General features: G+C 39.7%; 22 protein-coding genes. 20 read left to right on the forward strand and 2 right to left on the reverse strand.

What is annotated here, in order from left to right; genetic code table 11:
• The first annotated feature begins 122 nt into the window (after window positions 1–122).
• The 9 genes from PSI06_RS15535 to PSI06_RS15575 all read left to right on the forward strand — a co-directional run bounded on the left by PSI06_RS15535 (window position 123) and on the right by PSI06_RS15575 (window position 8,239).
• Window positions 123–1,682, forward strand: a complete 1,560-nt coding sequence (locus PSI06_RS15535) for an ABC transporter ATP-binding protein (RefSeq protein ID WP_273604213.1) — start codon at window positions 123–125, stop codon at window positions 1,680–1,682.
• A complete protein-coding gene (locus tag PSI06_RS15540; RefSeq protein ID WP_273604214.1) occupies window positions 1,679–2,782 on the forward strand; it encodes an ABC transporter permease in 1,104 nt (367 codons plus the stop codon). The genes PSI06_RS15535 and PSI06_RS15540 overlap by 4 nt, the downstream gene beginning before the upstream one ends.
• A gap of 2 nt (window positions 2,783–2,784) precedes the next feature.
• On the forward strand, window positions 2,785–3,711 hold the full coding sequence (locus tag PSI06_RS15545; protein ID WP_273604215.1) for an ABC transporter permease: 927 nt from the start codon (window positions 2,785–2,787) through the stop codon (window positions 3,709–3,711).
• Window positions 3,712–3,778: 67 nt separating this feature from the next.
• Window positions 3,779–4,846, forward strand: a complete 1,068-nt coding sequence (locus PSI06_RS15550; RefSeq protein WP_248532348.1) for a BMP family ABC transporter substrate-binding protein — start codon at window positions 3,779–3,781, stop codon at window positions 4,844–4,846.
• 78 nt (window positions 4,847–4,924) lie between these two features.
• Window positions 4,925–6,301, forward strand: a complete 1,377-nt coding sequence (locus PSI06_RS15555) for a uracil-xanthine permease family protein (RefSeq protein ID WP_004587063.1) — start codon at window positions 4,925–4,927, stop codon at window positions 6,299–6,301.
• 30 nt (window positions 6,302–6,331) lie between these two features.
• Complete coding sequence (locus PSI06_RS15560) at window positions 6,332–7,066, forward strand: DUF5020 family protein (RefSeq protein WP_273605039.1); 735 nt, start codon at window positions 6,332–6,334, stop codon at window positions 7,064–7,066.
• Between the two features lie 179 nt (window positions 7,067–7,245).
• Window positions 7,246–7,458 (forward strand): hypothetical protein, encoded by a 213-nt coding sequence (locus PSI06_RS15565; protein ID WP_004587065.1) that lies wholly within the window; start codon window positions 7,246–7,248, stop codon window positions 7,456–7,458.
• 55 nt (window positions 7,459–7,513) lie between these two features.
• On the forward strand, window positions 7,514–7,759 hold the full coding sequence (locus PSI06_RS15570) for a hypothetical protein (protein ID WP_004587066.1): 246 nt from the start codon (window positions 7,514–7,516) through the stop codon (window positions 7,757–7,759).
• 84 nt (window positions 7,760–7,843) lie between these two features.
• Window positions 7,844–8,239, forward strand: coding sequence for a DUF4019 domain-containing protein (locus PSI06_RS15575; RefSeq protein WP_232423984.1), 396 nt, complete (start codon window positions 7,844–7,846; stop codon window positions 8,237–8,239).
• Between the two features lie 183 nt (window positions 8,240–8,422).
• Here PSI06_RS15575 and PSI06_RS15580 read toward each other — a convergent pair whose 3' ends face one another.
• The gene (locus PSI06_RS15580; RefSeq protein ID WP_273604217.1) at window positions 8,423–9,322 is read right to left on the reverse strand and encodes a LysR family transcriptional regulator; all 900 of its coding nucleotides are present in this window, start codon (window positions 9,320–9,322) and stop codon (window positions 8,423–8,425) included.
• A gap of 221 nt (window positions 9,323–9,543) precedes the next feature.
• Here PSI06_RS15580 and PSI06_RS15585 point away from each other — a divergent pair, with 221 nt between their 5' ends.
• The 6 genes from PSI06_RS15585 to PSI06_RS15610 all read left to right on the forward strand — a co-directional run bounded on the left by PSI06_RS15585 (window position 9,544) and on the right by PSI06_RS15610 (window position 13,958).
• The gene (locus PSI06_RS15585; RefSeq protein WP_273604218.1) at window positions 9,544–10,698 is read left to right on the forward strand and encodes an iron-containing alcohol dehydrogenase; all 1,155 of its coding nucleotides are present in this window, start codon (window positions 9,544–9,546) and stop codon (window positions 10,696–10,698) included.
• Between the two features lie 147 nt (window positions 10,699–10,845).
• Window positions 10,846–11,439: an RDD family protein gene (locus PSI06_RS15590; protein ID WP_273604219.1), complete on the forward strand. Its 594-nt coding sequence runs from the start codon at window positions 10,846–10,848 to the stop codon at window positions 11,437–11,439.
• A gap of 42 nt (window positions 11,440–11,481) precedes the next feature.
• Window positions 11,482–11,946 (forward strand): hypothetical protein, encoded by a 465-nt coding sequence (locus PSI06_RS15595; RefSeq protein WP_248451960.1) that lies wholly within the window; start codon window positions 11,482–11,484, stop codon window positions 11,944–11,946.
• 140 nt (window positions 11,947–12,086) lie between these two features.
• Window positions 12,087–12,461 carry a hypothetical protein gene (locus tag PSI06_RS15600; protein ID WP_273605040.1) on the forward strand — a complete coding sequence of 125 codons (375 nt, stop codon included), beginning with the start codon at window positions 12,087–12,089 and terminating at the stop codon, window positions 12,459–12,461.
• 50 nt (window positions 12,462–12,511) lie between these two features.
• On the forward strand, window positions 12,512–12,691 hold the full coding sequence (locus tag PSI06_RS15605) for a hypothetical protein (protein WP_039972193.1): 180 nt from the start codon (window positions 12,512–12,514) through the stop codon (window positions 12,689–12,691).
• Between the two features lie 631 nt (window positions 12,692–13,322).
• Window positions 13,323–13,958 (forward strand): trimeric intracellular cation channel family protein, encoded by a 636-nt coding sequence (locus PSI06_RS15610; RefSeq protein ID WP_004587070.1) that lies wholly within the window; start codon window positions 13,323–13,325, stop codon window positions 13,956–13,958.
• 84 nt (window positions 13,959–14,042) lie between these two features.
• Here PSI06_RS15610 and PSI06_RS15615 read toward each other — a convergent pair whose 3' ends face one another.
• Window positions 14,043–14,327 (reverse strand): GNAT family N-acetyltransferase, encoded by a 285-nt coding sequence (locus PSI06_RS15615; RefSeq protein WP_273604221.1) that lies wholly within the window; start codon window positions 14,325–14,327, stop codon window positions 14,043–14,045.
• A 357-nt stretch (window positions 14,328–14,684) separates the two neighbouring features.
• On the opposite strand from PSI06_RS15615, the gene PSI06_RS15620 reads away from it, so the two are divergent.
• From PSI06_RS15620 to PSI06_RS15640, 5 genes are all read left to right on the forward strand, one after another.
• Window positions 14,685–15,524, forward strand: a complete 840-nt coding sequence (locus tag PSI06_RS15620; protein WP_273604222.1) for a DUF417 family protein — start codon at window positions 14,685–14,687, stop codon at window positions 15,522–15,524.
• Window positions 15,525–15,541: 17 nt separating this feature from the next.
• Entirely contained in the window at window positions 15,542–15,793 is a 252-nt protein-coding gene (locus PSI06_RS15625; protein ID WP_273604223.1) for a Rho-binding antiterminator, read from the forward strand.
• A 349-nt stretch (window positions 15,794–16,142) separates the two neighbouring features.
• Window positions 16,143–16,568, forward strand: coding sequence for an energy transducer TonB (locus tag PSI06_RS15630; RefSeq protein ID WP_004587074.1), 426 nt, complete (start codon window positions 16,143–16,145; stop codon window positions 16,566–16,568).
• A 139-nt stretch (window positions 16,569–16,707) separates the two neighbouring features.
• The gene (locus tag PSI06_RS15635) at window positions 16,708–17,799 is read left to right on the forward strand and encodes a PIN domain-containing protein (protein WP_273604224.1); all 1,092 of its coding nucleotides are present in this window, start codon (window positions 16,708–16,710) and stop codon (window positions 17,797–17,799) included.
• 117 nt (window positions 17,800–17,916) lie between these two features.
• Window positions 17,917–18,219 carry a hypothetical protein gene (locus PSI06_RS15640; protein WP_256847962.1) on the forward strand — a complete coding sequence of 101 codons (303 nt, stop codon included), beginning with the start codon at window positions 17,917–17,919 and terminating at the stop codon, window positions 18,217–18,219.
• The last annotated feature ends 783 nt before the right edge of the window (window positions 18,220–19,002 follow it).

Raw genomic sequence — 19,002 nt, forward strand, 5'->3', positions numbered from 1 at the left:
AAGAAAAAAACTTTTTCATCTTGGTAAGTTAATTGCAGATACCATGCCATTGTTGACCGCTTGGTCAGTTAAGTTTCTAGGCTAGCTTATTTAACCAACAAGCACAAAGAAAGGTTTAAATAATGGACAATAAATACCGCCTTACTATGCAGGGAATGACAAAGCACTACCCCGGATGTATAGCCAACGACGGCGTAACAATAAAAATAAAACATGGTGAGGTACATGCCCTGCTTGGTGAAAACGGCGCGGGTAAAAGCACGTTAATGAAAATGCTTTACGGTGTAGTTAAACCTGACCAAGGGGACATGTTTTTTAACGGTCGTAAAATGGACATAAAAGAACCCGCCGATGCCCGCGAATTAGGCATAGGTATGGTGTTTCAGCATTTTTCGTTATTTGAAACCCTAACAGTTGCGCAAAATATCGCGTTAGCGCTGGGCGATTTAGCAGGGCATAGCAGCACACTTGCCAGCAGAATTAGTAAAACATCGGCTAGGTACGGCATGCCGCTGGACCCGCATAGGTTGGTGTCTACGCTTTCAACGGGCGAGCGCCAACAAGTAGAAATAGTCAGGTGTTTATTATTAGATATTCAACTGCTTATTTTAGATGAACCCACCTCGGTACTCACTCCGCAAGAAGTAGATGCACTGTTTAAAACCCTGCATTCGCTTAAAAAAGAAGGCTGCTCGGTGCTGTTTATTAGCCATAAGTTGCATGAAGTTATTGGGCTTTGCGACAGCGCCACTATTTTGCGCGCCGGCAAGGTAAGTGGGCATTGCATTCCTAAAAACGAAACCAGCGAATCAATAGCTCGCTTAATGGTAGGCGACAGCACACCAATAAGTAACCAAACGCGCAGAGCGACTGGCACAGGTGATTTTTTAACAGTCGATAACTTATCAACCAGTGCGCAGGCGTTATTTGATATTGCGCTTAAAAATATTAACTTTGCCGTACAACAAGGCGAAATAGTCGGTATTGCAGGGGTTGCCGGTAATGGGCAGGAGGAGCTATTAAAAGCGCTTTCGGGAGAGGAGCCGCAAAAAAATAGCAACGCAATAAAATTTAAAAATACCGCTGTTGATGCGTTATGCCCTCTAAAAAGGCGCAGGCTTGGGCTTGCATGCGTACCCGAGGACAGACTAGGGCGCGGCGCAGTCCCTGATATGGATTTAGCGCACAATGCACTCCTTACCAGTTTAGATAGTGGTTTAGTTAAAAAAGGCTTTTTAGTAAAACAAAAAATTAGCCAACTCGCCGACAAAATCATTAAAAAATACAACGTAAAAACCCCCGGCAACCGTACTCACGCAGCAAGCCTTTCGGGCGGTAATTTGCAAAAGTTTATTATTGGCCGAGAGGTTGAGCAAAACCCACAATTGCTGGTTATGTCGCACCCTACTTGGGGTGTAGATATTGGCGCACAAGTTGCCATTCACGAGGCAATTTTAACGCTGCGCGACGAAGGCTGTGCAGTACTGGTTATTTCAGAAGATTTAGACGAGCTCTATAAAATTTGTGACCGTATTGGTGCAATTTGTGATGGTAAACTCTCGCCTATTTTGAATACCGACTGTGTACCACTTGTGCAATTAGGGCAGTGGATGGCGGGCGATTTTAATCACGACACTAAAAGCAACACAGCAAAAATAACACCGCAAGGAGCGCCGGCATGATAAAGCTTGAACCCCGCGTAGAGCGCTCAAAAACATGGAGTTATTTTTCTCCTGTTTTAGCCATTTTACTCACTTTAATAACAGGTTATGTGGTGTTTGCCTTATTAGGGCACGACCCGCTTAATGCCTTATATACCTTGCTCGTAGCACCTATTTCTGACTGGTACGGCGTTACCGAGCTATTAGTAATGACCATTCCAATTTTATTATGTGCCTATGGTTTAGCGCTGTGTTACAGGGCGTCGGTGTGGAATATAGGTGCTGAAGGGCAGCTACTTATTGGCGGCGTATGCGCCAGTGCCGTAGCTGTTAACTTTGTTGACTCTACAAGTTCCTTTGCATTAGGGCTTACATTACTTGCAGGTATTGCCGGTGGCATGCTTTGGGCAGGCTTAGCTGCGTTTATGAAATTACGTTTAAACACCAACGAAATTTTAGTCACCATTATGCTCAATTACATTGCCGTTAATGTGTTGCTGTGGTCAGTACACGGGCCATTAAAAGACCCATACGGTTATAACTTTCCTGAAAGCGCCTTATTTGGCGATAGCACCTTACTACCAGTTTTATTTGAGGGTACTCGCCTTCATTTAGGGCTTGCATTTGCGCTATTAGCGCTGTGTGCCACATGGGTGTTTATTAGTAAAACCTTTATGGGTTTTCAAATTCAAGTACTTGGGCTTGATGCATCGGCGGCCAAAATGGCGGGCTATAAACGTGCGCTTTTAATTGCTGGTGTATTAGTAATAAGTGGCGGGTTAGCTGGGCTTGCAGGGGCTGGCGAAGTGGCTGGACCTATAGGGCAATTAGTGCCGCAAATATCACCCGGTTATGGTTACGCCGCAATTATTGTGGCCTTTTTAGGGCGCTTACATCCGCTTGGGATCACCTTAGCAGGGCTGTTAATGGGGCTTATTTATATGGGCGGCGAAATGGCGCAAATAGAAATTGGCCTACCCAATGCCATTACCGGTATTTTTCAGGGCTTAATGCTGTTTTATTTACTCTCGTGCGATGTGCTTATTGGTTATCGCATTAAATTGTTACTGCCATTTAAACAACAAAAAACGCAGCTAACACCCATCGCACAGGAATCTTAAACATGGAATTAGAGGTAATCACAAATATTTTATACGCCACTATTCGCACCGGCACGCCTTTATTGCTGGTGGCTCTAGGTGAAATGGTATGCGAGAAAAGCGGCACACTTAACCTTGGGCAAGAGGGCATGATGTTATTAGGCGCGGTGGCAGGGTTTATAACCATGTACCAATGCGACAACCTCTTTATAGGCTTTAGCGTGGCTGCGCTTGTGGGGGTGATGGCGTCGTTAGTATTTGCGTTTGTAGCACTTAATTTAAATGCTAGCCAAGTGGCTACGGGGTTAGCGCTAACTATTTTTGGCACGGGCTTGTCGGCATTTTTAGGCGTTGATTACGAGGGCAAAACCATTAATGCCTTACCCACTTTAGCAATTGCAGGGTTTGAGCATATTCCGCTACTGGGCAAAGCATTGTTTTCGCAAGATGCCATTGTGTATTTAAGTTGGGCATTAATACTTGGCGCTTATTTATTTTTTAAATACCACAGGGCAGGGCTTGCGGTACGCGCTATTGGTGAAAACCCAGGCGTTGGTAATAACTTAGGCTTGCCTGTAATGCGTACTCGCTATTTAGCGGTGATGTTTGGCGGCGCAATGGCGGGTATTGCAGGGGCGTACCTATCGCTTGCTTACACGCCCCTTTGGACACAAAACATGACCTCGGGTCGTGGCTGGATAGCACTGGCTTTAGTGGTATTTGCAAGTTGGCGAATTGAGCGGGTAATGCTAGGCGCTTATTTATTTGGTTTTGCCAGCATTATGCACTTAGTGGCACAGGCGCTTGGCTTAGCGGTGGATTCTAATTTACTGGCCATGCTGCCTTATGGTGCAACGCTTATAGTACTGATTATGCTAAGTAAAAATAAACAAAAACTAAAAATGTACGAACCCATGTGGCTAGGTAAGCCTTGGCATAAGGGCCATTAAAAATTTTATACAAAGAGTAACAATAAGCCTTCAACAGGATATTAAAAATACAACACGGAGAATAACAATGAAAAAACTAATAACAGCGCTTGGCGTAGCACTTAGCTTAGGGTTAAGCGCGAGTGCAATGGCAAAAGACAGCGTAAAAGTAGGGTTTGTATATGTAAGCCCGATTGGCGAAGCTGGTTGGACTTACACCCACGATGTAAGCCGCCGCTACCTAGAGGATAAATTTGGCGAAAAAATAAAAACCACCTTTGTAGAGAGCGTGCCAGAGGGCGCCGATGCAGAGCGAGTTATTACACAACTAGCCAAAAGCGGGCACGATTTAATATTTACCACCTCGTTTGGCTACATGAACCCGACCATTAAAGTGGCTAAACGTTTTCCTAACGTAAAGTTTGAGCATGCAACAGGTTATAAACGCGCTAAAAATGTGGGCACTTATTTTGACCGTATTTACGAAGGGCGCTACCTAACCGGTGTTATTGCTGGGCACATGAGTAAATCTGACAGTATTGGCTATATTGCCGCGTTTCCTATTCCTGAGGTAATACGCGGTATTAACGCGTTTACTTTAGGCCTGCGCTCAGTAAAACCTAACGCAAAAGTAAAAGTAGTGTGGGTTAATAGCTGGTTTGACCCTGGTAAAGAGCGCGAAGCTGCCGACAGTTTAATCGACCAAGGTGTTGATATTATTACCCAGCACACCGACTCACCCGCCCCACTTCAAGCCGCAGAAGCCGCTGGAATATACGCCATTGGTTACCACTCAGATATGAGCGGCTATGGTAAAAAAGCGCACCTTACGGCACCTGTTCATCATTGGGATGAGTTTTACGCCGAGCGCGTGCAGCAAGTACTTGACGATAAATGGCAATCGCAAAATGTATGGAAAGGCATAGATGCCGGTATGACTCGCTTAGCGCCACTGAGTAAAGATATTCCTGCCAATGTTGTTGCCGAGGTAGAGGCGATTAAAACCAAAATTGCCAACGGTGAGTTTCATCCATTTAGTGGCCCAATTAACAATCAGCAAGGTGAGCTGGTAACTAAAGCGGGGCAAACAATTGATGATAAAACCTTACTTGGTATGGACTTTTATGTAGAGGGTGTTGAAGGGCAGCTTAAATAAGCGCCACTGTATTTAAATTAAAACCTGGGCAAGGCATTTATACCTTGCCCATATTAAAGCGCTAAAAGGATGTTGACTATGTCAAACCAAGAAGCAATCTCAGAAGACATAATTTACGCAGTAGATGATAAACCAGGGCTGACCGAATCTTTTTTTGCTGCCCTGCAACATGTACTGGCAAGTTTTGTAGGTATTATTACGCCCACGCTTATTATTGGTGGCGTGTTGGGGCTTGGTAGCGAAATACCGTATTTAATTAGTATGGCGTTGTTTGTATCGGGGGTTGGTACATTTATTCAGGCTCGCCGTGTGGGGCCAATTGGCTCAGGGCTTATATGCGTACAAGGCACCAGCTTTGCGTTTTTAGGCACTATTTTGGCAACCGGTTTTACCGTAAAAGCCACTGGAGGCGGAAACGATGAAATACTTGCCACCATTTTTGCTGTGTGTTTTTTAGCAGCCTTTGTAGAGATATTTATTAGCTTTTTTATAGAAAAGCTTGGCAAAGTAATTAAGCCTGTAGTGACCGGTGTGGTGATCACCACCATTGGGGTTTACCTTATTAAAGTAGGCATGACCGACATAGGCGGCGGGCAATGGTTATTAACTAATATGCCTGAAAAGTTTGCCTCGCCAAGCAACTTAATTGTGGGTTTTTCGGTGGTGGCGCTGGTGGTATTACTAAATGCTAGCAAAAATCAGTGGGTAAGGCTTACCGCTGTAGTCGTTGCCATGTTAGTAGGGTGGTTACTTGCACTTATTTTAGGTATAGCCAAATTTAAAATGGGCGAGTTTGATTTAATCGCCATGCCATTACCCTTTAAATATGGCTTTAACATTGATTTTGGCGCCATGTTTGCCTTTAGCTTTTTATACCTAATTACCGCAATTGAATCCACAGGCGATATAACCGCAAATTGTGCGGTGTCTAAATTACCGGTAAAAGGCGCAAGCTATTTAGCGCGTATACGCGGCGGTATTTTAGGCGATGGGGTTAACTCAATGATTGCTGCCGCATTTAATACGTTTCCTAATACTACTTTTAGCCAAAATAACGGCGTTATTCAGTTAACCGGTGTAGCAAGTAGATACATTGGCCTGTGGATTGGTGTAATTTTGATTATTTTAGGGTTATTTCCGGTGATTGGTGCCGTGCTACAAAATATTCCTAAACCAGTGCTAGGCGGTGCAACGCTCGTGATGTTTGGCACAGTGGCAGCCGCAGGGGTAAAAATTCTTGCAAGCGAAAAAATAAATCGTCGTAGCTTACTTATTATTGCGGTGAGCTTAGGTATGGGGCTAGGGGTTAGCTTTGTGCCCGAAATGTTTATAAATGCGCCTAAGCTGGTAACCGCTATTTTTGGCAGCGCTGTAACGGTATCGGGTTTAACCGCCATCGTTATGACGCTTGTTTTACCAGAAAATTATTCAGCAAGTACAGATCATCTTAACTAGACTAATAAAATTATAACAAAGGGATTAACAATGAAAATTACAACAATTAAAAAATTAGCCTTAGTCAGTGCTATCGCGGTGTGTTCAAGTAGTGTGCCGGCAAAAGAGCTGTGGTCAGATTTTAGTATAACCGCCATGACCGGCGCCGATTACCTCGAGCCGTTCTCGGGGGAGGAAGATGACAGAAGCGTAGTAACCATTGAGCATGCATCGGGGCATACATGGGGCGGTACCTTCTTTTTTATGGATAGATTAAGTAACCCCGATGAAGTATACGGAGAGCTAAACATAAACCCAACGCTTTACAAGCCACAAAACAGCTTTGTTAAAGAGGTGTTTTTAGGCCTACAAACAGAATATGGCTCGGGCGATACCGATCAAAATAACTACTTATTAGGTGGCGGCGTATCGTTAGATGTACCAGGGTTCCAATATTTTAATGTGGCTTATTACCGTCGTTTTCAGGACGATATTGGCATAGAGCGTGAAGATAACAACCAAATAACCGTAACGTGGGGCTATAACAAGGGTAACTTTAGATACGATGGCTTTTTAGATATTGTTGACAGTACCGACACTATGTTTGGTAAAAGCGAAGGCGGTTTTAACTTTACCTCACAACTTAAATACAACATTGCTCCTATGCTTGGCCTAGACACAGGTCGCCTTGATGTAGGCATAGAATACGTATATTGGAAAAATAAGTTTGGTGTAGACGGTCAAACAGAGCACAACCCAAACCTAATGGTTAAATGGCATTTTTAAAACTTTAAGCGTTACAGAATACAAAAAAGGTTGCTAGTTAATGCAGCCTTTTTTGTATTATTAAATGTACCTATAAAAGCACTTTTTATGATAGCTTTAGATGTGGTTTAAATATCTTTTAGTATTTATGGTATCACCTTAAAAGATAGCCATTTCCCAATTAACATAAAGGATTTTTAATGAATATTAGTGCTAATTTTATCTATATTATTTTAATTTTTTCATCTTTAATACCTGCCTTACTTTCTGTACGTTTAGCTGCTAAACAAAATCGTTCAAAGCTTGTTAGTGCATTTGTTACATTTGCCTTAGGATTTACTTTTATTGGTGGTTGGATTTACCTTGCGGTAATGAATTTAGTAAACCCTAAAAACATAGAAGCACTAAAGTAGAGCAATATTTTTAATTTTAAATACCTCCCGCCACAAACCCAAAACGGACATTACAATGACAAAAGAAGAATTACTTAAAGTTGCGCAAGGCGATATTAATTTTACCTTTCAATCAATAGCTTATTCTCTAGCTTTAATTATACTATCGGCTTCGTTATTTGTTTTTGAACTAAGCAGCAAAGTACAAATGGGCATACTTTTATGCATTATCGCTTTATTTAGTTCGTTTATTTTTTATCAGTTAAATACGCGTTTAAATGCCGTATTAACGTTAATAGAGTTAGGTAATAAACAGAGCTAATGAGTCAAATTTACGAATAAGAATTTCTCGATTGCTTTGTTTATATCATTTATATTTACTTTTAACGCCAGATTAAAAGGAAGAATGATGAAACCCCTCATTTTAATTTTATGCTTGTTTATAAGCTGCTCAGTGTGGGCCGAAACCACTAAAAATATGCCCGTAGCAATAAACTGGTTACAGTTAATTGATGCGGGTGAATACACAAAAAGTTGGCAACAAGCCGATGCGCTATTTAAATCGCAATTAAGTAAAGCAAACTGGAAAAACGCCCTAAATACAGTGCGTGCGCCACTAGGTAAAGTGGCTACGCGAGAACAAATAAGTGCTAATGCTTACTCATCTTTACCTGGTGCCCCGCAAGGTAAATACCTTATTGTGCAATTTAAAACGCAATTTTCAGCAAGGCTTGCGGTTGAAACCCTTACATTAAGTAAAAGTAGTGGGCAATGGCGCGCGGTTGGCTATTTTATTAAATAACCAGCGTTCAATACCAATCCGTAATAATACATAATGATTTTCAGGGGCTAAACGTGTCGCTATCTGCGTTAAAAAATTCTCATTTAGAACAACTAAATAGCGAATTTTTTGCCTTGCTATCATCACGTTTACCTATCCTCAAAATAGATCACTTAATTATGCGGATTGGTATAAGTTAAAAAACTATTTTGCGTATTTATTAATATTAGAAAAAGCCATTAACACATCGCGGGCATAATTAAGCCGCGGGTGAGCAAGCGCCCCTTTACGCCACGCTAAGTACAAATTGTTTTCCGGCCCTTGCGGACCAAGTTTAATTAATCTACCCGATTGAATATCGTCATGACATATATAATCAGGCAGCACGGTATAGCCTACACCGGTTCTTACTATGCCGGCGAGCGCGCGTATGTCGGGGCAGCGGGCAATTATTTTTGACGTACAGCTTTGTTTAAATACAGTATCAAAATAATGGCGTATAAGCGGTAATTGACTGTCGTAACTTACCACCGGCAGCGTATTTAAAAGTGCTGGCGTAATGGTTTGCCCCCCTAAGCTTTGCGCTAATAAACGGTGCGCCACCAGTACTAACTCTTCGCTGTCGAGCACTTCAAAGTCGTAAATTTTGTTATCGGGCAGAGAGGCTGTAATGGCCATATCAGCAACGCCGGTGTCGAGCGCTGAATAAATTTGCTCACGATTACCAGGCAGCACGACCACATCAACATTGCCTGCTTGTAACAAATTTGCCAGCTGTGCAGAGGCAACATAACTAATATATTCGGCGGGTCCGGCTAGTGTAATCGTTCCGCTCACATCGTTTGAACGGGTGCGTACAGAGGCAACTTTTTGCTCTATAGCATCAAGGTGATTTGCCACTTGGCCTGCTAAATCGTGGGCGGCATTACTTGGTTCTACGCCTCGGTGACGCCGCTCAAATAACGATTTACCTACCACCGACTCCATTGTTTGTATATGCGCGGTTGCAGCTGGTTGCGACAGCCCCAAATTTTTAGCAGCCCGAGAGATGTTTTTACAACGATATACCTCAACAAAGGTGCGTAATTGTACAAAATAAGACATAAAACATTAGGTATCAGAAATCCGATGGGTAAAGCAAGATTAACTGAATTCTAGTTATTGTAAAGTGCGCGTACACTTGCGCTCGTTCAGTTAGACATTAAACATTTTCATATTTAATTTATAAAATAGGTAATTAATTACTTGAAAGTTAACTATTAATTCCCATTTTATAAAGCAATGAGCACCAGGGGCTGAGCCCCGTAACCAAGTAGAGTACAAATATGTTAAATTTTGCATTTAAAAACCGCACCGAGATTTTATTCGGCAAAGATCAAATTAATGAGATCGCAAGCCGCGTACCAAGCCAAGGCAAGGTCATGTTTTTATACGGTGGCGGTTCGATCAAAAAGAACGGCGTATATGACGATGTAGTAAATGCACTTGAAGGTGTGGACTTTGTGGAGTTTTCGGGAGTTGAGCCAAACCCAACTTACGAAACACTTTCAAAAGCTGTAGAAATTGTGAAAGAGCAAAACGTTAGCTTTATATTACCTGTAGGCGGCGGTAGTGTTATCGACGGCGCTAAATACGTAGCGGCAGCAGCAAAATACGAAGGCGACGGCTGGGATATTTTAGTTAATGGCGCAGAAGTAAAAAGCGCACTACCTATTGGCGCGGTATTAACGCTTCCGGCTACTGGCTCAGAAAGCAACGGTAACTCGGTTGTTACCCGTAAAGAAACCCAGCAAAAACGTGCCTTTGGTACGCCAATTGTACAACCGCAATTTGCCGTACTTGATCCTACGTATACATTCTCACTGCCTACTCGCCAAATTTCTAACGGTGTAGTTGATGCGTTTGTACATGTTATTGAGCAATATTTAACGTACCCAGTTAATGCGCCACTGCAAGACCGTTTTGCAGAAGGTATTTTATCTACGCTAATTGAGCAAGGCCCTAAAGCCCTTGAAAACCCAGAAGATTACGATGTTCGTGCAAACGTAATGTGGTCGGCAACGATGGCACTAAATGGCTTAATTGGCCAAGGCGTACCGCAAGATTGGTCTACGCATATGATTGGTCACGAGCTAACAGCGCTTTATAGCCTAGATCACGCTGTAACACTTGCGATTGTATTACCGCCGCTTATGTTTGTTCAGCAAGAGCAAAAACGCGCTAAAATTATTCAGTTAGGTGAGCGTGTATTTGGCCTTGATATGCAAGACAAAAACGAGCTGATTGATGCAACCATTAAACATACTCAAGACTTTTTTGAGCAAATGGGCATTAAAACAAAACTTGGCGATTACGACCTAGGTGAAGACGCGGTTGAAGCCGTTGCCAACAACCTTGAGCGTAACGGCATGACAGCCCTTGGCGAACATGGCGATATTGACATAGCTAAAGCGAAGAAAATTTTAAGCCTAGCGCTTTAATTTAATTGTTTTTTGAATGGCGCTTTGTAGCGCCATTTTTTATGCTCAAAAAGCTAAATGTTGAGCTAGATTTTTTACATAGATTATTGAATAAATTACTAAAGCTATGCTACTTTGGGTTAAATTACGTAAAGGAATACCCCAAGCATGGACACCCCAATAGACTTTTCTACCTACACATTAGATGAACTTTACTCCAGCGCAAAAGTCATTGACCGAGAACGTTTTCCTGAGCGCGCAAAAGAAATAGACGAGCTTATAAAAACCCGAGAAGCGCAAGATCCCGCACACAATGCCGACCTAAAAATAGCGGGAGAAAAAGCATCACGCGGGGACAGGCTTGTTGCTGCTATTATTGACGGCTTAATAGGTATAGCATTTTTTATACCTGTAATAATGTATATCGGTTTTGATAACTTAAGCCAACCAAATCTGGGTTTATCTGCATTTTTATTTGTTTACGGTGTGTTTTCTACGTTAGTGCTTCATGCCTACCTTATGTATCACTACGGACAAACTATTGGTAAATACTGTATGTCTATTCGTATAGAAAACCTAGACGGCACAAAAGCAAGTTTTATAACTATTTACTTTAAACGCATGTTACCTATGCAGCTGTTATCACTGGTCCCTTCGGTAGGTCAGTTTATTGCTGGTTTTGTTAATCCATCATTTATATTTGGAAAAGATAAACGCTGTTTACATGATCATTTAGCGGGAACAAAAGTAAGTAATATTTAGCATGAGCAATGCTCAGCGAAGGATAATACTTTAAAGGGATTTATGAAAAAACTGACAAGGTACAAAAAAGCACCCAGCGCAAAACTACTTTGGACGCTTGGGTGTAATACGTTCATCGCCGTTATTATTTTATTTTGGGTAGAGGTATTTATTGAACAACCTTTGCTGCATCAATTTTTATACTTATTTGCATTTGTCCTATTGAGGGTATTTTTACAATGGCATTATATGAAAAAAGAACAATGCCATGCGGTTGAAATTGTTGATGGCGAGCTTGAAGTATTAGGTATAACGATCAAAGTACATGAACTTGAAGAAGTACTGTACTGCCAAACTAAGCGTTTTGAGCATATTTTAAGATTTAAGTTTAAAAACGCGACATACCAAGATATTGAAATAACCGCCCCAGATTTAATTGACGACCTACGTTTTTACTATTTTATGGTAGATAACGGCCTGCCAGTAAAAATGACAGATGATAGTGGCCGTTTTTTTGACGAAGATTAACAGCGAAGCAAGGTGCAGTAATGAGCATACAGGCTTTAAGGTTTTTGATGCTAGCAAGTGTGCTCTTTAGTGGATATTCACATGCAGACTTACTTGAAGGATGTTATTCAAGGACAGACAAAATAACGAGCGCGATCCCTATGCTTAACGACGATGGAAGCAAAAGTAATGAGCGTTTTAAATTAAAAAGGAGCTATGTAAATGTATTTAAAAAAGAAGATAAATACTTTGCAGAAGGCCTTATCTGGGGCTTTAACTTTCATATTTGCACTATCACTGCCCCACTAGAGGGGACGAAAGAACCATTACCTTTAGCCCTAAAGGGTAAAAAATTGGTGTTTGAAGAGAAAGAGCCCGAATACGATATTAACTGTAAGTTTGAGCTAGAATTTGATGAGAATGGTTTAAATATTAAGGATGAAAACTACCATTGTTCTAACTATATTTTTTACTGTGGTGCACATGCAAGTGTGCATGACCTTCAGCTAGCTAAAACCAACAAAGGCTGTAACTAACTAAGCGAGTTTATTATTTAACTTAACGATACAGCTAACAGGGACTTACCATGCGCGGCTTGTTATTATTTATTGGTTACTCGTCTTATATTGGCAGTGTGGGCGATGGCCTGCTTGGCTTGTATGCACTATGGGTTTTAATAAGTAATAATTTAGTACTTTTGAGCTTATCACTTAATGATTTTTTAGCGCAGTATGTAGAGTTTATACCAATCCCCTTAATTAAGTGATCTATTTTGAGGATAGATAAACGTGTTGATAGCTAGGCAAAAAATTCGTTATTTAGTTATTCTAAATGAGAATTTTTTAACGCAGATAGCGACACGTTTAGCCCCTAAAAATGATTAAGTATTATTGCGGGTTGGTATTAGATATTGGGTGAAGCAGGTTGCTTTTTATGTCATGTCGCAAAGCTTTGCCAATTGGTTGTTTGGGCTAAGTAAAAACCGAGCAACAAAGAGTAAATTGCCCCTAGGCAGAACCCGAAGGGCAGCGCCTGTTTGGCATTGATGCTGCGTTATCGCCTACCTATGGGGAATAACCACATCACATAGGCTCTGCCTTGCCTAAATACCAAACAGGCAGCTGCAAATTTAACCTTGAAAGGTCAACAGACCCTAGTGCTGGTGGGCACTAAAAAAGGCGACTCAGCTAAAAATAAATAATGTGTAAAAACTACTCACTTTTAAAATAATTACCTTTTTAAATATCGCACATCACAATAACCCATCATTAATTTTATCAAAAATTTATTAACCCATTGTTTTTAAATGTACTTTTAATCCTCGCTTTTGGCTTTTGCTAATTACATCTGGCATATAAATTGATATACCAAAGTATAAAATTTAAAAGGGAATGTACATGACTGCTGAATATTTTATGGTGCTGGGGCTGCTCGGAGTGGCTTTTTTTGCGGTTGCAGGAGCACTGCTAGGCTACGAAAAAAACATAAGTGGTTTTGGGGTGGTTGTGGTCGCAACTGTTACAGCTTTAGGTGGCGGCACGCTAAGAGACATACTTTTAGATAAACCTATATTTTGGATAGCTACGCCTGAGTATTTATACTCAACTTACGCCGCTATTATTGCCACCATATTTTTTGTGCGTTACTTACCTCATGTAAATAACTATTACTTTTTATTAGTCGATGCTATAGGTATGGCATTATTTAATATTATGGGGATAGAAAAAGCCTTAATAAGCGGTACAGGTATGGTAATAGCGATAACAATGGGGATCACCACAGGGATTTTTGGCGGCCTAATACGAGATGTAATTTGCCGCGAAGTACCCTCAGTTATGCGAAACGAGCCCTATGCTTCAGCCTGTTTAGTAGGCGGCCTAGTTTATGCTGCGCTGTTTACCATAGAAGTCGATTACATTTGGTGTATTTTAGGCTCACTTTTTACCACTGTATTTTTAAGATTAGGCTCGCTTAAATGGGGCTGGCACCTAACCATTTTCAGAAAAAAAGATTTTAAAGATCAAAGAGAGTAGCTCTTAGTTATTTATAGGCTGGGTTTGCATATGGTACTCATAGTTATCTTCCCCAGTGACCTTAAAGCCTAGTCGAGTATAAAGTCATTTAGCAGGGTTGTTTTTAAGTACTGTTAGTTTGATAGGCTTTAACTTTGCAGTTTTAATTACTTGCTCAATAACGCCTCTGCCGTAGCCTTTATTTTGATGGTTGGGGTGTATTTGCAATTGCATTATTTCAATGTGGCTACCCCATATCTTGTACTTTAGCGTACCTATAGTTTCACCATTAAACTGTATAAGATGAGAGCAATCGTATTGCTCGTCAACCCTTTCATTATGCTGTTGCTCAGTTAAAAATAAGCCGGCCACCTCAAGGTGCTCTACCATAGTAAGTTTTCTAAGACATAATTAATAACCTGAGCCTTGGCTAATAAATCTATCTCAAGCAGCTATTTTTAGCGCTAACTGCGTTGAATTTACTTGCAATAGGCTAGCTATTGACGCGCAAATTCGCCTTGTTTTCACTTAAAATTTCTAGCTAGAGAAAACAGACCCAGTAACATTACTAACCAACTATATCTAAATCTCTTAACCAAAGCTCAGGTTAAACCTCTTTTCGGGCGTGGCTTTTGTAAACGTAAAAACCAAAATGTACTTCCTTGTATTAAAAAATTTAACTTTAGTTGAATCACTTTTTGTAAAAATTAGGTCTTTATTAGCCATTACAGATTTAATGGGCACACAATGAACATAACACACACAAATAACGCACTCACCTTTTTACTTACACTCAGCTTTGCATTACTTGGTGTATCGTTTGCTTTAGGTGCAAATCCAAACACACTCTCAGCTACCTTTAGTTTTTATGAACTTGATACCTTACTCAGTAACAATACATTAGGTTTGCTCACAGGCAGCGCGATGATTGCGTTGGCAGTCACCACCTTAGCTGCGCATTTAAAATTAATAAAGCCTGTACCTGCAGTTATACTCGCATTAGTTGTTAGCATAGTGCCTTTACTTACCTTATTTGCCAGTAACCGCTGGATGGCACAGTTAGGCGGCTTTCCAATTATTGGCAGTGGGCAAGGCATAATTAAATACTTTGCTGTTATCCCTTTGTATTTATTTTTGTTTTATAAAAATAAGCTTACTGACAAACAATACGTACTTTTAAACTTTATACCGGTTGCTATGGTTTTATTGTGGATTGGCGGCATGAAATTTTATGAGTTTGAAGCCAAAGCTATTGTAGGCCTAGTAGAAACCTCACCGTTTATGTCGGGGTTATACACGGTATTTAGCGTACAAGGCGCATCAAATATCATTGGTGGGTTTGATGTATTATTTGCAGTGCTACTTGGTGCAGGCATTTTACTTAACAATAAAAAGCTTATTATTGTTAGTGGCTTAGCGTGTTTAAGTGTATTTTTAATGACCCAAACATTTTTAATAACCGCCACCGGTGCATTTAGCTCAAGCACATTATTAGAGCGTTTAGGGCAATTTGTAATTAAAGATTTATGGTATGTAGGCAACTTAATTGTTATTGCCACTTTAATACTATTTAAACCAGCTAAATAATATATAAAGAGGACGTTATGATCAGTTGCCACCAATACGACTACATCGAAATTGCCTGTATGCACCATTTAAGCGTTGAGCTTATTTTAAAAAATGGTGATAGTGTATGTGGTGTAGCAACTGATACAAAACGCAATGCGCTCAAACAAGAGTGCATTGCCATTAACGTAAATGGCGAGCTAAAGCTTATTGTGCTCACTACAATTAGTCTACTTAAAGCGCGTGAGAGTAATCCTTACTTTGATCATGTGAACTTTGATGTAAAGTAATTCACTAACCCATTCGTTTTATTATAAACACTCCAGCGGGCCTGTTTCATCATTATGTTAAGGCTCGCTTATCTCGCCAATGCTCTAACTCATACGGCTAAATGCACAAAGGCAAAATTTACCTTTAGAGTAAACTGTGCATATAAACAGCTATCTTGACTTTGTCCAATAACATTATTAAAAGTCGTTTTGGGGCAACATAACAAAGGCTTTTTCACTACTGTCTAATTGCTTGTTTACATTACAGTTATTTAGTGGAATTATTGAGCAATGTAATATGCGCCGCTTTGGGGCGTTATAAACCCCCAAAGTGGTGTTCAATAAACTGTTAGGGTTACAAGGAGAGTTCGTGAAAGTATCATTTTTATTCGCAATTGGAGTTTTACTTTTGAGTGGATGCTCAACTACAAAAAAAAATTCTTCTAACGAGCATTTAGATTTAATTGGTAATAAAGAAGCTGTACTTGTTTACTGGGTAGTTAAAAAAAAGATTGCTCCCAAATACCCCCAACAGGCTAACACCAAAAGAATATCGGGTTGCGTTGAATTCTCGCTAATTATTGATTCAAGTGGTAATGCAATTAACCCTAAAATAATAAAAGCGTTTCCTGAAGATGTATTTGATATTCAGGCTACAAGGGCTATTGAAAAATGGAAATGGGTTCCAACATCAACAAATTCAAATAGACAACCTGTTGCAACTACTATCCAACTTGACTTTGTGGTTAGAAACTCATCTAACTACAAAGATGCATATAAAAACTGTAAGATTTAAGTAACCCTAACAAGCTGTTAAACAAGGACAAAAAACAGTTGGTTTGTGCTTCTTCGTCGCTTATTCTAGCCAACTAAATTTTGCCCGTTAACAGGACGTTAGCTTTTTCAGTGGTCACTCAATCAAAGTGAAATCTATTATGAATGTTTTTATTGATACGAATGCTTTTTTTAATAATTGGTTTGTAGGTAATGTTAATTTTAAGCTCTTGTTTCACTACTTAAATAATGAAAACTTAGACTTGCTCTTATCTGAATTGGTAGTGCAAGAGGTCAATAACCTCAGAAACAGGGAGGTTGTTGCATCTAAGTCGGAAATTAAAAAGCACTTTAAACGCTTACATAAGTTAAATAGTGGAAGTATTGGGGTGGCAATAGAAGATATTTCCACATCCGAGTACGATATTAAGACGATCTTAGAAGGCAAAGTACATTCAATAGAAAATATTGACTATGAGGGAATATCGCAGAAAGAAGTCGTCCAGCGAGCTCTAAATGTAACGAAACCATTTACAGATGGTGAAAAAGGTTATAGAGATACTTTGATTTGGTTGTCTTTTCTAAAATACCTAAAAGACAATTCAATAACAGGCGATGTGGCGTTTATTACGGATAATAAAAGTGACTTTTTTGAAAAAAAAGGTTCTGATTTAGTTTTGAATGGAGATCTTCAGAAGGATATTATAGCTTTGGAAATTAGGGCAAACATTAAGCCTTATCTTAAAGTTTTTGATTTTAATAAAGAAAATGTAGATCAAATAGCGAATGCAGTAAATAAATATGAAATCCTAGATGATGAAGAGTATTTCCTAATCGAAGAAACTGAAAGTTACTTAAACTCTATGTCTAATTCTGTACTTAGTAATCTATTGGGCTCTAGAGTTTTTGGAGAAAAGCTTACTGAAGTTATTGATATTAAGTCAGATATTTTTGAAGGGCTAGAAGATCCTGAAGTAAATTACGTTAGTGAATTATCAGACTCAAGCGTTTATATAAGTTGTTCTTATGAGATGAGAACGGTTGATCTAGTAGTAACTATCGACTTAGTTGAATTTAAGCAGCACGTAGATGATATTGAGAATATAAAGGCACTTTATAATATTGAAATTGATGAGGGTACAGTAAACCTTTCTTTTACCTTTAGGTTATATATAGATGCAAGCTTTGAATATGATACAACGTCAGAAATATGTTCAAACTTAAGTATTGAGCAACTATCAGGTCGAAGCTAGAAAAGTTGTAAACTCGGGCAATAAACAGTTGGCTTTGTTCGTGACTCACAAAATTTTTGCCAACTATTTTTAGTAGGTTAGAGCGGCGTTAGCCACTCAATTAGCTATGGAGTTGAAATGAAGTTAGAAGAAATGGATGCAGAAAAATTTACTGACTTACATAAAGTGATCGATTTAGCCTCTACCTGTTCAAACTCTAAACAAATAAAAGTTTATCTAAGTTATTTTGAGTTGTTTGCTAAAGCCAGACATAAAAATGGTGGAAATTTACCACCTCACGTAAAGAATTTGGTTCAACAGCTCCAACAGAAATGCGACGAGCGGCCTTGGCATGACAGTCTTTCTTTTAAAGTTGTATCAACAATTTTACTAGGTTTGTTTGTTGCGTATTTAGCTTGGAAGCTAGGTTTTTCGGGCTAACAAGTGCCTAAACCAAGTGACGTAATACAGCAGGCTTGCGCTCCTTTGACGCTAATTTTAGCCTGCTATTTCGCGTCGGTTAGGCAAGCGCTATAAGCCTTAAGGAGTTAGGGTGACACCCATTCTAACCTTTACGTAAATTATTATTTATAACATTAAGTTAGGTTAAATTCATGAAAATGAATCATTTAAAAAGCTGAACTACACTGACAAGATAAAAGTAATAAGGGATAGTCCGATAGGCGACAAGAAACTTTATAAAAAAGTAAACGGCTCGGGTTTATTAAGTCTGTTTTCATCTAAATAAAAAGCGGAATAATACGGTCAGAGAGACATGAAAAAGTTGGCCTTACAGGATAAAACGAATATGAACGCCTTTATTTTCTGCTGAAACAACTGTATTGCCTTGTTCATAAATGAGAAAGCTGCAAAACATGAAGCATTAAAAAAAGGAGAGCCCATTTATACCAAAATACGCCAATCAAGCAACTATAACTTCCTCTAAAGCGTCCATTAAAACAGCCGCAAATTCTCTTCTTATATTTTATGTGAAATATCTATAACGGATTGAACCAAAATAGGAACTCGGTTATGGTTGATTCATTAATAAAAATAAATTTAAAACGAGTTAATTTACAAGCTCGTTAGTTGCTCTGGTGTAGTGGTCAACTAATTTTGGCCACAGTTTTAGAATCTTGATATCTAACCTCAGATTCATTCGGCGCTAAACCAGCATTATAATGATGTGGTCTAACATTATTGTAATATCCGTTGATATAATCA

It is taken from the genome of Pseudoalteromonas sp. GABNS16E (genome assembly GCF_028598715.1).
Lineage (GTDB): Bacteria > Pseudomonadota > Gammaproteobacteria > Enterobacterales > Alteromonadaceae > Pseudoalteromonas > Pseudoalteromonas atlantica.

Excerpts from the sequence above, each read along its gene's own strand:
- PSI06_RS15535 (WP_273604213.1), top strand. The coding sequence starts at position 123 with ATGGACAATAAATACCGCCTTACTATGCAGGGAATGACAAAGCACTAC.
- PSI06_RS15540 (WP_273604214.1), top strand. The coding sequence starts at position 1,679 with ATGATAAAGCTTGAACCCCGCGTAGAGCGCTCAAAAACATGGAGTTAT.
- PSI06_RS15545 (WP_273604215.1), top strand. The coding sequence starts at position 2,785 with ATGGAATTAGAGGTAATCACAAATATTTTATACGCCACTATTCGCACC.
- PSI06_RS15550 (WP_248532348.1), top strand. The coding sequence starts at position 3,779 with ATGAAAAAACTAATAACAGCGCTTGGCGTAGCACTTAGCTTAGGGTTA.
- PSI06_RS15555 (WP_004587063.1), top strand. The coding sequence starts at position 4,925 with ATGTCAAACCAAGAAGCAATCTCAGAAGACATAATTTACGCAGTAGAT.
- PSI06_RS15560 (WP_273605039.1), top strand. The coding sequence starts at position 6,332 with ATGAAAATTACAACAATTAAAAAATTAGCCTTAGTCAGTGCTATCGCG.
- PSI06_RS15565 (WP_004587065.1), top strand. The coding sequence starts at position 7,246 with ATGAATATTAGTGCTAATTTTATCTATATTATTTTAATTTTTTCATCT.
- PSI06_RS15570 (WP_004587066.1), top strand. The coding sequence starts at position 7,514 with ATGACAAAAGAAGAATTACTTAAAGTTGCGCAAGGCGATATTAATTTT.
- PSI06_RS15575 (WP_232423984.1), top strand. The coding sequence starts at position 7,844 with ATGATGAAACCCCTCATTTTAATTTTATGCTTGTTTATAAGCTGCTCA.
- PSI06_RS15580 (WP_273604217.1), bottom strand. The coding sequence starts at position 9,322 with ATGTCTTATTTTGTACAATTACGCACCTTTGTTGAGGTATATCGTTGT.
- PSI06_RS15585 (WP_273604218.1), top strand. The coding sequence starts at position 9,544 with ATGTTAAATTTTGCATTTAAAAACCGCACCGAGATTTTATTCGGCAAA.
- PSI06_RS15590 (WP_273604219.1), top strand. The coding sequence starts at position 10,846 with ATGGACACCCCAATAGACTTTTCTACCTACACATTAGATGAACTTTAC.
- PSI06_RS15595 (WP_248451960.1), top strand. The coding sequence starts at position 11,482 with ATGAAAAAACTGACAAGGTACAAAAAAGCACCCAGCGCAAAACTACTT.
- PSI06_RS15600 (WP_273605040.1), top strand. The coding sequence starts at position 12,087 with ATGCTTAACGACGATGGAAGCAAAAGTAATGAGCGTTTTAAATTAAAA.
- PSI06_RS15605 (WP_039972193.1), top strand. The coding sequence starts at position 12,512 with ATGCGCGGCTTGTTATTATTTATTGGTTACTCGTCTTATATTGGCAGT.
- PSI06_RS15610 (WP_004587070.1), top strand. The coding sequence starts at position 13,323 with ATGACTGCTGAATATTTTATGGTGCTGGGGCTGCTCGGAGTGGCTTTT.
- PSI06_RS15615 (WP_273604221.1), bottom strand. The coding sequence starts at position 14,327 with ATGGTAGAGCACCTTGAGGTGGCCGGCTTATTTTTAACTGAGCAACAG.
- PSI06_RS15620 (WP_273604222.1), top strand. The coding sequence starts at position 14,685 with ATGAACATAACACACACAAATAACGCACTCACCTTTTTACTTACACTC.
- PSI06_RS15625 (WP_273604223.1), top strand. The coding sequence starts at position 15,542 with ATGATCAGTTGCCACCAATACGACTACATCGAAATTGCCTGTATGCAC.
- PSI06_RS15635 (WP_273604224.1), top strand. The coding sequence starts at position 16,708 with ATGAATGTTTTTATTGATACGAATGCTTTTTTTAATAATTGGTTTGTA.
- PSI06_RS15640 (WP_256847962.1), top strand. The coding sequence starts at position 17,917 with ATGAAGTTAGAAGAAATGGATGCAGAAAAATTTACTGACTTACATAAA.